The following is a 14,774-nucleotide window of genomic DNA, read 5'->3' on the forward strand; positions in this document are numbered from 1 at the left end:
CTAATACCTCACCCTCGGATCGATCAGCGCGGCGATGACGTCCACAATGAAGTTGGTGATGGCCACGATCACGGCGAGCAGGGCCACGATGCCCTGGACTGCCACGAAGTCGCGGGCCGTGAGGTAGTGGGCCAGTTGGAAGCCCAGGCCCTTCCACTCAAAGGTGGTCTCCGTCAGGACGGCGCCTCCCAGGAGCAGGGCGATTTGCAGTCCCATGACGGTGATGATGGGGATCAGTGCCGGCTTATAGGCGTGCTTGGTGAGCAGGCGGTATTCGCTCACGCCGCGGGAACGGCCGGCTTCCACATAGTCCTTGCTGAGCGTGCCGATCACATTGGTGCGTACCAGGCGAAGAAAGATGCCGGCGGTGAGCAGTCCCAGCGCGACGGCGGGCAGCACGGAGTGTTGGGCGATGTCCCAAAATGCGTCCATGTTGCCGCTGCGCAGCGCATCCAGCCAGTAGATGCCGGTGGGCGCGGAAAGCTCGGCCATGGCAATTTCGGTGCCGGTGTTGGCCCGACCGGCCACGGGGAACCAGCCCAGCCAGATGGAGAACACCAGCTTCAGCAGCAGTCCGGCAAAGAACACCGGGGTGGCGTAAAAGGCGATGGCCAGCACGCGCAGAATGGCGTCTTGGTATTTGTCGCGCTTGGAGGCGGCAAGCATGCCGAACGGGATGCCGATGGCCAGCGCCACGATCAGGGAGTTGATGGCCAGTTCCAAGGTGGCCGTGCCGTACGAGGCCAACATGCCGGCAATGGGAAGGTCGTCGGAAATGGTGCGGCCAAAGTTGCCGGTGGCCATCTGTCCCAGGTATTCAAAGTACTGGACAAAGATGGGACGGTCGTAGCCGGCCTGGTGGATGCGTATCGCCAGCTGGTCCGGTCCGAGCCGCCCGCCCAGGGCCGCCGTGATGGGGTCGCCGGTCAGGCGCATCAGGAAAAAAACCATGGTGACGAGGATGAGGATCGTCGGGAAAATCAAGAAGAAGCGGATGAGCAGATATTTGCCCAGGCTGCCTCCGGCCTTGTTTTTCCGTTGGGGTGCCTGCGCGGCGGGTTCAACCTCCGGCAGGTCAATCATTGCTGTCATGTGAGCCTGTTTCTATGGTGCAAAAGTATGGTGCGGTGGTCCCGTGCAAGAAGGCGGGGCGCCCAAGGGAGGCCCCGCCTTCTTTGCTTCTGTGTTTTGTGCAGACCGCGTGGCCTACTTGGACAGAACGCCCAAGCGGAACTTGAACGATGCGTCAAGGGTGTCCTTGGTGCCGTTGACCTTGACGTTGGACACGGCAACCTGCGCGCCCTGCAGCAGCGGCAGCGTGGATAGGTCCTTGGCTTCGGCCGTCTGGATATCCTCGATCAGCTGGGTGCGCTTGGCCTTGTCATTGGTGACCAGCTGTTGGCTGATCATCTTCTGGATGGCCGGGTTGCTGTAGTGGTTTTTCAGGAAGTTGTCCGTGCTGAAGAACGGTGTCAGGTAGTTGTCGGCGTCCGAGTAGTCCGGGAACCAGCCCAGCTGGTACAGCGGGTAAGCGCCACCGTTTTCGGTCCGCTGCTTGGAGTACGACACCCATTCGGTGGACTGAAGGTTGACCTTGAACAGGCCGGTCTTCTCCAGCTGCGCCTTGATGGCCGCGTACTCGTCGCCCGAGGAGGAACCGTAGTGGTCCGGGTTGTACTGGAGGTCAAGGGTGACGGGGGTTGTCACACCGGCATCGGAGAGGGCCTTCTTGGCCTTGTCCACGTCCGGGGCCCCGTTGCCGTCGCCATAGTCCTTTTTCAGCGGCTCAATGGCTCCGGTGAAGCCGGCCGGAACAAAGGAATACAGGGGCAGGTAGGTGCCCTTGTAGACCTGGTCGGCCAGGGCCTTGCGGTCCACCGTGTCGGCCATGGCCTGGCGGATGGCCAGTGCCTTGGCTGCATCCGGGGTGGCCGTCTTCGCACCGAACGGCATGGTGTCGAAGTTGAAGACGATGTAGCGGATTTCCCCGCCCGGTCCAATATCCACCTTGACGTTCTTGTCGGATTTCAGGCTGTCGATGTCCGTGGCCGTGAGGCTGCGCCAGGCGACGTCGATATTGCCCTTCTGCACGTCCAGCTTCATGTTGGTGGAGTCCGCATAATACTTCATCGTCACGGCATCGGACTTGGCCGGGCCGAGCAGGCCCTTGTAGTCCGGGTTCTTCTTGAACGCGATGAGTTCGTTCTTCTTGTACGTGTCGATGTCAAACTGCCCGGCGAAGGACTTGCCCTTGATGATGGTGCCATCATCGGTGACCTTGGTGGGGCTGAACACCGTGTCATCGACGATGGGGGCAGCGGGGCTGGTCAGCACCTGCGGGAATGTCTGGTCGTTGCCGAGCTTGAGCTTGAAGACCACGGTGGTGGCGTCCGGGGCGCTGACGCTGGCCAGGTTCCCCAACAGCGTCGCCGGTCCGTTGGCGTCATTGATTTTTAACATCCGGTCGAAGGAAAACTTCACGTCCTTGGAGTCCAGCGCGGTGCCGTTGGCCCACTTCAGGCCGGGCTTGAGCTTGACCGTGTATTCGGTGGGTGAGGTGAACGACGCCGAGACGGCCATGTCCGGCTTCGGGTCGGCACTGCCGGGGGCGGAGTTGAGGAGGAACGGGTAGATCTGGTTCATGACCATGAACGAACCGTTGTCGTAGGATCCTGCCGGATCCAGGAACGTGACCTTGTCCGTGGTTCCCACCACGATCGGTCCGCCCGCGGCGCCGCCACCCTCGGTGCTGTTGCCGCCGCCTGCCGGGCCGGTGCACGCTGTCAATGCCAGCAGGGAGACGCCTGCAACGGCGATCACCGACCGCAGTCCAAACATATTCTTAGCCATCTGCAAACTTTCTGTTGTGTGTACTCATGAAACAGGCCACACTACGCTGTGTGACCTGACCCACTTGCCTTATGTTTACTTTGTACCAGACTTGGAGCTTTGACCCCGCACGGAAGGCAAAGTTGCAACCAGAAGGTTACTTAAGCGCTTCGACTCTGGGGCCGGGAACAAACTGCGGATTGCGCCCAAACCAGCCGGCCAGCCGCGCATACGTGTCTGCGTTCAGCGGCACGCGCACCTCGTGGCCAACAGCCTTGTCGGAGCCGCGGTAGTCGGCTTTCATCACACGTTGGGACCAGGCCAGCGACTGGTCGGCCAGCGCCGGGTCAAGCAGGATGGGTACGCCGGTCGCCTTGGCCAGGTCCCAGGAGTGCACGGTGAATTCGGCAATTTGCAGGCCGATCCTGCTGCGCAGGGGTGCCTCACCACCGCCTGGCAGCGCCACCTGGCTGCTGAGTTCGGCAACCGCCCAGGCCCGCATCAGCATCGTGGCCCCGTCGGCAAACCGGGTGGACCAGTCCGCGCCCACGGTGGCGCGGGCAGCCAGCGGATCGACATTGCTGCCCCGGGCCATCACGGTGTAGTTATGCAGGTCCTGGACCACCAAATGGTGCAGCAGATCCTGGACGGTCCACTCGGAGCACGGGGTGGGCCAGTCCGCCTGGTTGGCGGAGATGGCCTGGATCACCTCACCGCATTGGTCAAGGGCTCGTTCCAGTAGTTGTAGCGGATTCGGGATTAAATGCGGGGGCATGGCACTAACCTTCCGTGATCAAAGTCACCTTGTACGGAAGTTTACGCCAGCTTGGTGTTTTGTGGGCCGTCAGGGCAGTTCCGGGCGCGCCAAGATGAGTGCCGCGGGTAAGACGTCCCGAACCCCTCCCCTCAACGCCGTATCACCGTTGGTGTGAAAAGCGACAACGCCGTAGCAGCGTTGGTGTGAAAAGCGACAACGCCGTATCAGCAGCCGATACGACGTTGGTGGAAACCGCACCAACGGTGATACCGCGATGGTGGAAACCGCACCAACGGTGATACGGCGTTGTCGGAGGTTATGGCAATTCCGGGCGCGCCAGGGAGCGGGCCGAATCGATGGTCGCCTGCCCCAGGACACGGGTGCCCTGGTACAGGACAACGGTCTGTCCGGGGGCAACGCCGCGCAGCGGCTCGCCCAGGGTGACCGTCAAGGATTGTCGGGAAACGCCGTCGTCCGTCACGTCGGTGACAAAAGCGCGCGCGGGCACGGGGTCGCCGTGGGCGCGGACCTGGGCGTAGCAGTCGAACTCGACGCCGGTTGCAACCTCGGCGATGGGCAGCCCGGCCCAGGAGACCTTGATGCCCTTGAGCTCGTCGATGGCCAGCAGGGCGTGCGGGCCGACGATGACCTTGTTTTCCTTGGGCCGGATTTCCAACACGAAACGGGGCTTGCCATCCGCGGCGGGGGTGCCCAGCTTCAGGCCGCGGCGCTGGCCGACGGTGAACTGGTTGGCGCCTCCGTGGTCCCCCACCTTGGAGCCGGTTTCATCTACGATGTCGCCGTCCGTCATCTTGATTTTCTCGGCCAGCCAGCCGGCGGTGTCGCCGTCGGGGATGAAGCAGATGTCATGGCTGTCCGGCTTTTTGGCCACGGACAGGCCCCGGGCCTCGGCCTCGGCGCGGACCTCGGCCTTGGACGGGGTGTCGGCCAGCGGGAACATGGAATGCTTGAGCTGCTCGTGGGTCAGCACGCCCAGCACATAGCTCTGGTCCTTGGCCCAGTCCGCGGCGCGGTGCAGCTCCGGATTGCCGTCGGCGTCGGTGATGACCTTCGCGTAGTGGCCGGTGCAGACTGCGTCGAAGCCGAGCGCGATGGCCTTTTCCAGCAGTGCGGCGAACTTGATCCGCTCGTTGCAGCGCATGCACGGGTTCGGGGTGCGGCCGGCGGCATATTCGTCGATGAAGTCCTGGACCACGTCCTCCTTGAAGCGTTCGGAGAAGTCCCAGACGTAGTACGGGATGCCGAGGAGATCGCAGGCACGCCAGGCGTCGTTGGAATCCTCCACGGTGCAACAGCCCCGGCTGCCGGTGCGCAGGGTTCCGGGCATGCGGGAGAGCGCCAGGTGGACGCCGACGACGTCGTGCCCGGCATCCACAGCCCGTGCTGCGGCAACGGCGGAGTCAACCCCGCCACTCATGGCGGCCAATACTCGCATTACATACCTTTCATTTGGAACAAAAAATCAAATCTTGCGGTGCCAACCGCGACAGGCGACGCCGATCCGCGGGGCGCCAGAGCCGGAGGCCTGACAGGGTCCCGGGAGCACGGGAGCTGCCTACCCCACTCTCGCAGGCTCGACCGGGGCCCCGCAGCATCTCCCTTTCGGGCGCCCGCGAAGCGGGCGGGGATCCCTGTCAGGCGGGGGCTCTGGCACCCCCGGACCGAAACTATTGCGTACTCGCCGTTTGAATGGACGATTGATGTCCGGCCATGCCAGCCTGTTTCGCGCGTGCGTGAGTCTGCGGCAACGCGGCCACAAACGCGTCAACGTCGGCGGGGCCGGATGTATGCCCGAGGCTGAAGCGTTGTGCGCCACGTGCCGTGTCCTCGTCCAGTCCCATGGCCAGCAACACATGGGAGGGACGCGGCACGCCCGCCGTGCAGGCGGAGCCGGTGGACGACTCAATCCCTGCCATGTCCAGCAGGAACAGCAGGGAGTCCCCCTCGCAGCCGGGGAACGTGAAGTGGGCGTTGCCGGGGAGCCTGCCGGCGGGATGGAGTGCCGGGTCCACGCCGCGCAGCACCGCCTCGGGAACCAGCTCGCGGACGGCAGCCACAAGAGCGTCGCGCAGCCCGGTGATCCGCACGCTTTCCGCGGCCAGGTTGTCCGTAACGTCCTGCGCGGCGGCCGCAAAGGCCGCAATGCCGGCCGTGTCCAGGGTGCCGGAGCGGACGCTGCGTTCCTGGCCCCCGCCGTGCTGCACGGGAGTCAGTTTGACGGCGCGGCCCAGCAGCAGCGCGCCGACACCGACGGGTCCGCCGATCTTGTGGCCGCTGATGGACATGGCCGCCAGCCCGGACGCCTTGAAATCCAGCGGCACGGAACCGAACGCCTGCACGGCGTCGGAGTGGACGGGGATGCCGTGCGGTGCTGCGAGCGCAACAACGCCTTCGATGGGCTGGATGGTCCCCACCTCATTGTTGGCCCACATGCAGGTGACCAGCGCAACGGAGCCGGCTCCGCCGTCGTCCAGTTCACGCTTCAGGGCCGCCAGGTCCACGGTGCCCGTTTCGTCGACCGGCAGCCAGACGGCTTCTGCTCCCTCGTGCTTTGCCAGCCACTCCACGGTGTCCTGCACGGCGGCGTGTTCAACAGTGGAGACCAGGATGCGGGTGCGGCGCGGGTCGGCATCCCGGCGGGACCAGAACAGGCCCTTGACGGCCAAATTGTCCGCCTCGGTGCCGCCCGAGGTAAAAATGACTTCGGTGGGGTGGGCGCCGGCGGCCCTGGCAATGGTTTCGCGGGCCTGTTCCACCGTCGCGCGGGCGCGTCGGCCCGCGCCGTGCAGCGACGAGGGGTTGCCGCTGCGGCTGATGACATTGGTGAGTGCGGCGAGGGCCGGGGCCGAAATTGGCGTGGTCGCCGCGTGGTCTAGATACACGGGCACCGCTCAATTCTACGGCATTCACGCGGCGGCCCACTCTACGGTTCATACATTCGACGTCAACATGACCGGGCGTTTGTCAAGGTTGTCAATAACCGCGCCTGATGGCAGGATCGGAGTGTCTCACATCACACGCCATTCCTTGGAGGGATCCCACCCATGAAGACAATTTTCCGCCGGAGTACGGCGGCTGCCTGTTGCGCAGTCGCGGTCGCCGCATCCACCCTGCTCAGCGGCAGCGCCATGGCCGCGCCTGCCAGTCCGCCGTCCACACCCATCGCTTTTCCCGCAGCCGACGGCGAGCTCATGAGCTATGTCGTCAACGCGAAGGCCGCCAACGCCGGCAAGACCAAGCAGGTCGTGCAGGCCGTGGCGGCCGCCGGTGGCGTCGCCGTCCAGCAGTGGCCCGAGATCGGCGTGGTCATCGTCCAGTCCGACCGCGCCAGCTTCCGCGCCGATATCCTCAAGTACGGGTACGCCTCCGTGGAATCGGTGGGTGCAACCCGCACCATTGAAGTTGCAGAGGGCACGCCGGACGGCATCGCCACTCCGTGGCAGGCGGCTCCGCAGCAGCGCGGCAAGCAGCTGGCCAAGGCCGACCTCCTGTACGGTGACGCCACGTTCGACGGCGTTGCCCCCGATCCACGCGAAACCGAGCAATGGGACATGGTGCAGCTCAAGGCGGACCAGGCCCACCAGGTTACCGATGGTTCCCGGAAGGTCCTGGTCGGTGTCCTGGACAGCGGCATTGACCCGAACCACCCGGACCTCAAGGCCAACATTGACGTGGCAAACTCCGTCAACTGCACAAATGCCGGGCGTCCGGATACCTCTCCCACGGGCTGGAACCCCACCACGTCGTACCACGGCACCCATGTGGCGGGCATCATCGGCGCCGCCCGCAACGGCGTGGGCATCGTGGGCGTGGCGCCCAATGTGCGCATGGCATCCGTCAAAGTGGTCAACGATGCCGGCTCGATCTATCCCGAATACGCCATCTGCGGCTTCATGTGGGCGGGCCTGAAGGGCATGGATGTGACCAACAACAGCTACTTCATCGATCCGGTGGAATTCTGGTGTGACGACCAGCCCGACCAGAAGGCAGTGCGCGTTGCCGTTGAGCGCGCCGTCAATTGGTCCACGAAAAAAGGCGTGGTGCACGCGGCAGCTGCCGGCAACGCCTCCTACGACCTGTCCAACAAGACGACCGACACCGACAGCCCGAACGACAGCACGCCGATTGAGCGCCACATCAACAATGGGTGCAAGGACATGCCCACGGAGCTGGAGGGCGTGGTCACCGTCTCTTCCACGGACCAGGCCGGCAAGCTGTCATCATTCTCGAACCGTGGCCTGAATTCAATTGATGTGGCGGCACCGGGCTCGCGGATCCTGTCCACGTTGCCGAACAACACCTACGGGCTTCTCAGCGGCACGTCAATGGCGTCACCCCATGTCGCGGGCGTGCTTGCACTCATGAAGTCCCAGCATCCCGGCTGGCAGCCGAAGCAGCTGGTCTCGCAACTGCGCAAGCAGGCTGAGGACCATATCTGCATGGCCTCGGCGACACCGATTGGTGCGGCCTGCGCGGGCAACCTGCGCGACAACAGCTACTACGGCGAGGGCATCGCCGACGCCCTGCAGGCAGTCCTCTAGGTAGGCTGCTGCGCGGAGCGCAGTACACCCCGTTCACAGCGGCCGTCAGGGTCGTGCGACGTCGGGCTTATCGGGATCCGTGGAGGGTCCCGGCAGGCCCGACGCCGTTTAACCCGGCGCCCGCGCGCACCGAGGACGGGGGCAACCCGCGACGACGGGGTAACTTGTGCGGTGCGTTCGCGAGTTGGCCCCGTGTTCGCGACATGGTGCGCGGCGATGCCCCGTTTTCGCGAACCCGTTCTAAGTTGTTTTCGGCACCAGCCGGGCGCAGCAGTGCGACAGCTCGGCGTCCGGTTCAATGGTGTGGCGGCAGTCCCCGCAGCCGAGCAGTGCGCCGTTGAGCAACGAGCCGTTGAGGGAGCATACAACGCCGGCGTGTTCCTGCGACAGCTTGTGGAACGGGCAGTTCGCCATGATGGTGCCGCCCGCCCCGTCGGGCTGGGGATCGTAGCCGGCACTTTCGAGCAGCTTGTGAATGGTGCCGGCCTCGGCACCCAACCGCTTCCCGGCGTCGAACGCCACGTCGGCAAGGGTATCTTCCACCGCCACGGAGGAGTCGATGGAAAGCTGCACGGCGGCGGCGAGCAGTTCGGCGGCGAGGTCGTAGTGGCGGGCAGGGACGGAGGCCGCCACCTCGTCCACGGCCACGGTGTACAGCTTGGTGGGGCGCCCGGACCCGGGACCGGTACGCTCCCCCACCTTGCGGAATTCCACCAGCAGCAGGCCGTCGGACACCAGCCGGTCAAGGTGCGCGCGGATGGTGCTTTTGGGCAGCTCGAGCGCCTCCGCACAGTCGTCCCGGCTGAGGGCGAGCGGGCTTTCGCGCAGCAGTTCGAACAGCTTCCTGCGCACGGGATCGCCCAGGGACGCGACGGCCGTGAGCCGCCCCGCCTCGCTCAGGGACGCCTGCTGCTGGGTTGGATTCATGACTGCATGCCTTCGATGGTGATGGGGAGGATGTTGCTTTGTTTCATTCTTACTTGACGCTTCGAGTCTGCGCTTCTAAAGTCAAGAATACAAGATTTAGAAAGGAAGAGCACATGTCGATTTCCAGTGCCACCCTCCCCGACCTTCTCGCCTTCGAGGACCCTGCGTTGGAGGTTCGGGCGCCCATTGACCTTCCGGCGGCACAGGCGGCCATTGCCGATTTCCTCCGCGCACTGGGCCGTGACGTCAACGACCCGCACCTGTTGGACACTCCGCGCCGGGTGGCCGCCGCTTATGCCGAAATGCTCACGCCACGGGAAACCAACTGGACCACCTTCCCCAACGATGAAGGCTACGCGGGCCTGGTCCTCGTCAAGGATGTGCCCTTTCACTCGTTATGCCAGCACCATCTGCTGCCCTTCCGCGGCGTGGCGCACGTGGGCTACCTGCCCGGCGATCGCCTGTTCGGCCTCTCCAAGCTGGCCCGCGGCGTGGAGCTTTTTGCCAGAGACCTCCAGGTCCAGGAACGCCTGACCCAACAGGTGGCAGACTGGCTGGAAGAAACGCTGTCCCCCCGCGGCGTCGGAGTGGTCCTGGAGGCCGAGCACATGTGCATGTCCCTGCGCGGCGTCCAGGTGTCAGGCTCCCTGACGCGCACCTCCGTGTTCACCGGGAAACTGGCCGACGCCGGACCCTTGCGCGACCAGTTCCTCCAGTAACCCTTTCCCACCATTTATTCAGCAGGCATCCACTTCCACGGAAAGAGATTCTTATCATGAGTGAATCAAGCAGCACACCCGCAGCTGAAGAAGCAGGCATGGTCATCATTGGCGGCGGCCTCACGGGCGCCACGGCGGCGGAAACGTTGCGCACGGAAGGCTGGAGCGGCCCGGTGACCGTCGTGGCCGACGAGGCGGAGACGCCGTACCAGCGACCACCGCTGTCCAAGGGTTTTTTGGCCGGCAAGGAAGGCGACGACGCGCTCCTGCCCTACCCCGCCAGCTGGTACCCCGAGAACAACGTGACAGTCCTCCAAGGGACGGAGGCCACCGAAATCGACCCCTCCGCCCACACCGTCACACTGACTGACGGATCCACCCTGCCCTACGCCAAGCTGCTCATCGCCACCGGAGCCACCCCCCGCGTCATCCCGTTCCCGGGCGTTGACCTGGACGGCGTGCACTACTTCCGCACCAAGGCGGACGCCATGGCGATGAAGGAGCTGCTCTCGGCCGGAGGGCACAACCTGGTCATGATCGGCTCAGGCTGGATCGGGATGGAAATTGCCGCCACGGCACGCGAGCTCGGCAACAACGTCACGCTGCTGGGCCTGGAGGAGGTGCCACTGTCCGTCGCGATCGGCAGGGAGCTGGGCGGCGTGTTCCTCAACCGCCACCAGGAGGCCGGCGTGAAGTTCGTGCTTCCTTCCAGCGCCAAGGAGATCCAGGGCAGCGCCGGCAAAGTGACGGCCGTGCTGACGACCACCGGCGAAACGCTGCCCGCAGATGTGGTGATTGTCGCCGTCGGCGTTGTCCCCAACACCGCCCTGGCCAAGGACGCCGGGCTCACCATCGAGAACGGCATCCAGGTCACGGGCAGCCTGGCGACCTCCGACCCGGACATCTTTGCCGCCGGCGACGTCGCCAACTCCCTGCACCCCGTGACCAACGCCTTCGCCCGCTCCGAGCACTGGGCCAACGCCATTGCCAGCGGCAAGGTGGCCGCCAAGTCCATGCTCGGCCAGGACGCCGTGCTCGATGACATCCCGTACTTCTACACCGACCAGTTCGACCTCGGCATGGAGTACTCCGGCTTCGGCGCGCTCACCAAGGACGCCGATCTGGTGGTCCGGGGCAGCCTGGAAAAGCGCGAATTCATCGCCTTCTGGGTGCTCGACGGCCGCGTCGTGGCCGGCATGAACGTCAACATCTGGGACGTGCAGGACGCCATCAAGGACCTCATCAGCTCCGCGCGCACCGTCGACACGGCAAAGCTGGCTGACCCGCAAACACCGCTCGGGGATATTTGATGGAGGGGATGACAACTCTTCAGCCCGCCAGCGCTGCCACCTTATCCGCCGCGCCGTTTTACACTCCGCCGCTGCTCCACCCGGTGCACCGCTTTGGTGCCCGGACGCTGGACTTCAGCCGCCAGGTGGCGCTGATGGCCATCGTGAACCGGACCCCGGATTCGTTTTACGACGGCGGCGCCACCTTTGCGCTGGACGCTGCGGTGGCCGCGTCGCTCACGGCCGCGGACGACGGCGCCGACTGGGTTGACATTGGCGGCGTCCCCTTTGCACCGGGGCCGGCCCTGAGCGCCAAGGAGGAGGGCGACCGCGTGGTCCCCGTCATCGAGGCCGTGTCCGCGGCCAGCGACGTCATCATCTCCGTGGACACATTCCTGCCGGAGGTGGCGGCCCGCAGCATTGCCGCCGGCGCCCACGTCATCAACGACACCACCGGCCTGGCCAACCCGGAGCTGGCCGCCGTGGTGGCCGGGTCCGGCGCGCACCTGATCATCACGCATTCACTGGCGAAACCACGCACCGCCTACCCCAACCCCAGCTATGCGGATGTGGTCTCCGAGGTGTCGGCGTTCCTGCTGGAGAAGGTGGAGCTGGCCATGTCGCTGGGAGTCGCCGAGGAAAGGATCATCATCGATCCCGGCCACGACCTGAATAAGAACACCCTGCACACCCTGGAGATCACGCGGCGGTTCAATGAGATTGCCGCCCTGGGATTCCCGGCCCTCGCAGCCGTGTCCAACAAGGACTTCATCGGCGAAACGCTCAACCAGGACAAGGCGGACCGCCTCGAAGGCTCGCTGGCAACGGCGGTGATCTCCATCCTGGGCGGGGCCCGCATTTTGCGCATGCACAATGTGGCCTCGGCAGCCTCCGCCATCCACATGACCGAGTCCGTGCTGGGCTGGCGTGAACCGGCCTATTTGAAACACAACATGGGCGACGCCAACGAGCCCGCCCGCCCACAGATGCCCTGACCATCCCACGCTTCCCCGACCAAGCACCGTACGAAGGACTCGTCATGATTGAGCGGATTTTCCCGGCCGCACCGGCACTCTCCGGTACCGCCCTCGACGAGGAACTGCTTCGGGAAAATTTCTCCCGGCCGGCCGGGGGAACTTGGGTCAGCTTCAACTTTGTCTCCAGCATCGACGGCGCGGCCACGGTGGAGGGACGCTCCGGCAAGCTCGGCAATGCCGACGACCAGCACCTCTTCCAATTGATGCGCCGCACCGCGGACGTCATCCTGGTGGGCGCACAAACCGTCCGTGCCGAAGGCTACGGCGGCGAACTCCTCAGCGCCGGGGCCCAGCAGTGGCGCAAGGACCATGGCCTGCCCGCCCACCCGCCCCTGGCCATCGTCTCCGGGTCCCTGAACCTGGACCCGGCACTCGAGGTCTTCACCGGCGCACCCGTCAGGCCCCTGGTGTTCACCCTGGCCTCGGCACCCGCGGACCGCAGGGAGGCACTCGGCGAGGTGGCCGACGTCGTACTGGCTGGAGCGGACACGCTGGACGTGGACGCCCTGGTGGGGGAACTTGCGCACCGGGGCATGCACCGGATCCACTCCGAGGGCGGGCCCACCCTGCTGGGCACCTTCCAGACCGCGCGGCGGGTCGATGAGCTGTCCGTGACGGTGTCGCCGCTGCTGGTGGGCGGCTTGTCCAAGCGGATCGCGGACGTGCGGCCCGGCACCGCACCCGCCGGTCCGCAGGACATGGAGCTCGCGCACATCCTCAAGTCCGGCTCCATGCTGTTCCTGCGCTACCTCCGCCCGGCAGGCCGGTAAGGACAGGGCGTCAATTGGCGGGCGGAGCGACAGACAGCTTGGCCATGACGCGCGGCGTGGTTGAGGCCAGGAACGCATCGGTGGGACAGGCGAGCGTCACCACCAGTCCCGTGCCGGAGGTGCCGAGCAGGCGCCCCCACACGCGGCTGGCCATGCCACCCTTGGACCCCTTGGTGGTGTAGGACAGGACCGAGATGCCGCGGCCCTTTTTGCCTGCCTCGGCCACCCACGGCAGCGTGGCGTCCTTGAGTGCGTCGGGGACCACGGAGGGGATCAGGTACTTCATCAGGTTTTGGGTGGACGTCAGGTCGTCGCCGGAGCTGATGAGCGGGCCCTGGTTGGACGTCACCCAGTACGCCACCTTGCAGCCTGCGGCATCCGAGTACTGGGTCTGCCCGGCCACGTTGTTCTTCAGCAGCTTCCATTCCGGAGGCAGGGCGGTGCCCGACGTTGAGTCTGCGCTCTGGCCCAGGACGTCGTTGAAACCCACCGGGACGTTGGGTGAGAGTGTCCTGCCGGCGTCGAAGGTCATGTTCTTGGCGGCAACGGCGGCGGCGTCATGCCCGGCCTGTATGGTCGGCACCGCAAAGGTGGCAGTCGGTGTTGGCTGCACGGTGGCGGTCGGCCTCGGCGCAGGCACGGCAATGGTGCACCCGCCCAGTGCCAGGGCGCTGGCGGCAGCGACCGCGGCGAGGCCCATGGCGCGTCCGCGGAATGGGCCGGCTTCCCCCAAATTTTTCACGATCACCACTTTACCGAGTCCGGGCCCGTTCACGCCCAATGCCCCGGAGAGGCACGGGCTGGGGAGGACGTGGGGACTAGACTTGGGGCTGATCTGATCCCGCAGGCGAAAGGCCACCGGTGACCGAGAAGTTCCTCACGCACTATCAAGTTCTGGGCGTCCCCAGCACGGCGACCGAACGCGAAATCAAGATCGCCTACCGCAAGGCCGCACGGATTTCGCACCCCGACCACGGCGGCGATCCGGCAATTTTCCGAAAGGTCAGCGAAGCGTACGAGGTGCTGGGAGACCCCGCTCAACGGCTGCGCTATGACAGGTCTTACGGATCTCCGGCCGGCAGGACGAGCTCCACTCCGGGCACGCCGGCCGGATACGGCACGACGGGGCGCGCAAACGGCGCCCCGTCGTCCGAAGCAGAAACGGGCGAGGCGGATTCCGGTGCTGGATTCAGCGGATCGTTCACCACTCGCCGGGCGCAGGGCTCCCGGAACACGGCGGGCGAATCCGCCGTCTACGTGCCGTCCTATGAATCGTTGGGCGACGGCGCCGTACCCATCCTGCCCCGGGCCACGGCCGCCCAGCCCGTCCACGGGGCACCCCGGAAACGCGGCGTGTTTGGCGCCTCCTCGCGACTGGCACGCGAGGCGCGCACGGCACAGCTGATCATGCAGCAGGTACTGCCGGGCATTCCTGCGGCCAGGCTCATCAACGGCCTCACGGCTCCAGTCAACAACGGCTATTTGGACCACGTGCTGGTTTCCGGATACCGGATCGCCATTGTGGGTTCGATGCTGGTGCCAAACGGCGCTTTCCGCTGGAACGGCACCATGCTGGTGCACGGCAGCAAGGTGGCCGCTCCCCCGGAGCTGATTCCGGCCACGCGCCGCATGCAGGAACTGTTCCCGGAGTGCAATGTGACGGCCTGGGTTTGCGTCCACAGCAGCACGGGCAATCTCTTTGAACCCGTCATCGACTACGCCCGTGGCACCGAACCCGACGGCTCCAATGTGGTGAACGTGGCCAACGCGGCCCGGTTTGTGCGCGAGGCCAAGCACTTCCTGGCCTCCGGCCCGCTGCCCAATGTGGTGGACCTGCAGGTGCTGGGACGCCTGCTGGGCGGAATGTACTGACACGGTAGGATA

Annotated in this window: 13 protein-coding genes; 6 read left to right on the forward strand and 7 right to left on the reverse strand. The window is 65.4% G+C overall.

Going from position 1 to position 14,774, the window contains the following annotated elements:
• The 5 genes from CVV68_RS02420 to CVV68_RS02440 all read right to left on the reverse strand — a co-directional run bounded on the left by CVV68_RS02420 (position 1) and on the right by CVV68_RS02440 (position 6,495).
• Positions 1-1,083, reverse strand: coding sequence for an ABC transporter permease (locus CVV68_RS02420; protein ID WP_245933309.1), 1,083 nt, complete (start codon positions 1,081-1,083; stop codon positions 1-3).
• 123 nt (positions 1,084-1,206) lie between these two features.
• The gene (locus CVV68_RS02425; RefSeq protein ID WP_110499423.1) at positions 1,207-2,850 is read right to left on the reverse strand and encodes an ABC transporter substrate-binding protein; all 1,644 of its coding nucleotides are present in this window, start codon (positions 2,848-2,850) and stop codon (positions 1,207-1,209) included.
• A gap of 136 nt (positions 2,851-2,986) precedes the next feature.
• A complete protein-coding gene (locus CVV68_RS02430; protein ID WP_110499424.1) occupies positions 2,987-3,604 on the reverse strand; it encodes a TIGR03086 family metal-binding protein in 618 nt (205 codons plus the stop codon).
• Positions 3,605-3,902: 298 nt separating this feature from the next.
• Positions 3,903-5,042: a tRNA 2-thiouridine(34) synthase MnmA gene (gene mnmA, locus CVV68_RS02435; protein WP_110499425.1), complete on the reverse strand. Its 1,140-nt coding sequence runs from the start codon at positions 5,040-5,042 to the stop codon at positions 3,903-3,905.
• A gap of 232 nt (positions 5,043-5,274) precedes the next feature.
• Positions 5,275-6,495 carry a cysteine desulfurase family protein gene (locus CVV68_RS02440; protein WP_110499426.1) on the reverse strand — a complete coding sequence of 407 codons (1,221 nt, stop codon included), beginning with the start codon at positions 6,493-6,495 and terminating at the stop codon, positions 5,275-5,277.
• Positions 6,496-6,651: 156 nt separating this feature from the next.
• Here CVV68_RS02440 and CVV68_RS02445 point away from each other — a divergent pair, with 156 nt between their 5' ends.
• Positions 6,652-8,148, forward strand: a complete 1,497-nt coding sequence (locus CVV68_RS02445) for a S8 family peptidase (protein ID WP_110499427.1) — start codon at positions 6,652-6,654, stop codon at positions 8,146-8,148.
• A 240-nt stretch (positions 8,149-8,388) separates the two neighbouring features.
• Here CVV68_RS02445 and CVV68_RS02450 read toward each other — a convergent pair whose 3' ends face one another.
• Positions 8,389-9,075, reverse strand: coding sequence for a helix-turn-helix transcriptional regulator (locus tag CVV68_RS02450; RefSeq protein WP_110499428.1), 687 nt, complete (start codon positions 9,073-9,075; stop codon positions 8,389-8,391).
• Between the two features lie 113 nt (positions 9,076-9,188).
• On the opposite strand from CVV68_RS02450, the gene folE reads away from it, so the two are divergent.
• The 4 genes from folE to CVV68_RS02470 are packed head-to-tail and all read left to right on the forward strand — an operon-like array spanning position 9,189 to position 12,890.
• Positions 9,189-9,794, forward strand: coding sequence for a GTP cyclohydrolase I (folE, locus tag CVV68_RS02455; RefSeq protein ID WP_110499429.1), 606 nt, complete (start codon positions 9,189-9,191; stop codon positions 9,792-9,794).
• 56 nt (positions 9,795-9,850) lie between these two features.
• Positions 9,851-11,104, forward strand: a complete 1,254-nt coding sequence (locus tag CVV68_RS02460; protein WP_245933286.1) for an NAD(P)/FAD-dependent oxidoreductase — start codon at positions 9,851-9,853, stop codon at positions 11,102-11,104.
• An 8-nt stretch (positions 11,105-11,112) separates the two neighbouring features.
• Positions 11,113-12,078: a dihydropteroate synthase gene (folP, locus tag CVV68_RS02465; protein WP_245933287.1), complete on the forward strand. Its 966-nt coding sequence runs from the start codon at positions 11,113-11,115 to the stop codon at positions 12,076-12,078.
• A 44-nt stretch (positions 12,079-12,122) separates the two neighbouring features.
• Complete coding sequence (locus CVV68_RS02470) at positions 12,123-12,890, forward strand: pyrimidine reductase family protein (RefSeq protein WP_110499432.1); 768 nt, start codon at positions 12,123-12,125, stop codon at positions 12,888-12,890.
• Positions 12,891-12,900: 10 nt separating this feature from the next.
• Here CVV68_RS02470 and CVV68_RS02475 read toward each other — a convergent pair whose 3' ends face one another.
• Positions 12,901-13,632: a hypothetical protein gene (locus CVV68_RS02475; RefSeq protein ID WP_146238810.1), complete on the reverse strand. Its 732-nt coding sequence runs from the start codon at positions 13,630-13,632 to the stop codon at positions 12,901-12,903.
• A gap of 119 nt (positions 13,633-13,751) precedes the next feature.
• Here CVV68_RS02475 and CVV68_RS02480 point away from each other — a divergent pair, with 119 nt between their 5' ends.
• The gene (locus CVV68_RS02480) at positions 13,752-14,762 is read left to right on the forward strand and encodes a J domain-containing protein (protein ID WP_110499434.1); all 1,011 of its coding nucleotides are present in this window, start codon (positions 13,752-13,754) and stop codon (positions 14,760-14,762) included.
• The last annotated feature ends 12 nt before the right edge of the window (positions 14,763-14,774 follow it).

It is taken from the genome of Arthrobacter livingstonensis (assembly GCF_003219815.1).
GTDB classification, from domain to species: Bacteria; Actinomycetota; Actinomycetes; order Actinomycetales; family Micrococcaceae; genus Specibacter; species Specibacter livingstonensis.

What these genes read in the sequence shown, in the direction of transcription:
- CVV68_RS02430 (WP_110499424.1), bottom strand. Translation starts at nt 3,604, where the DNA reads ATGCCCCCGCATTTAATCCCGAATCCGCTACAACTACTGGAACGAGCC.
- CVV68_RS02420 (WP_245933309.1), bottom strand. Translation starts at nt 1,083, where the DNA reads ATGATTGACCTGCCGGAGGTTGAACCCGCCGCGCAGGCACCCCAACGG.
- CVV68_RS02445 (WP_110499427.1), top strand. Translation starts at nt 6,652, where the DNA reads ATGAAGACAATTTTCCGCCGGAGTACGGCGGCTGCCTGTTGCGCAGTC.
- CVV68_RS02425 (WP_110499423.1), bottom strand. Translation starts at nt 2,850, where the DNA reads ATGGCTAAGAATATGTTTGGACTGCGGTCGGTGATCGCCGTTGCAGGC.
- CVV68_RS02470 (WP_110499432.1), top strand. Translation starts at nt 12,123, where the DNA reads ATGATTGAGCGGATTTTCCCGGCCGCACCGGCACTCTCCGGTACCGCC.
- folP (WP_245933287.1), top strand. Translation starts at nt 11,113, where the DNA reads ATGACAACTCTTCAGCCCGCCAGCGCTGCCACCTTATCCGCCGCGCCG.
- folE (WP_110499429.1), top strand. Translation starts at nt 9,189, where the DNA reads ATGTCGATTTCCAGTGCCACCCTCCCCGACCTTCTCGCCTTCGAGGAC.
- CVV68_RS02460 (WP_245933286.1), top strand. Translation starts at nt 9,851, where the DNA reads ATGAGTGAATCAAGCAGCACACCCGCAGCTGAAGAAGCAGGCATGGTC.
- mnmA (WP_110499425.1), bottom strand. Translation starts at nt 5,042, where the DNA reads ATGCGAGTATTGGCCGCCATGAGTGGCGGGGTTGACTCCGCCGTTGCC.
- CVV68_RS02450 (WP_110499428.1), bottom strand. Translation starts at nt 9,075, where the DNA reads ATGAATCCAACCCAGCAGCAGGCGTCCCTGAGCGAGGCGGGGCGGCTC.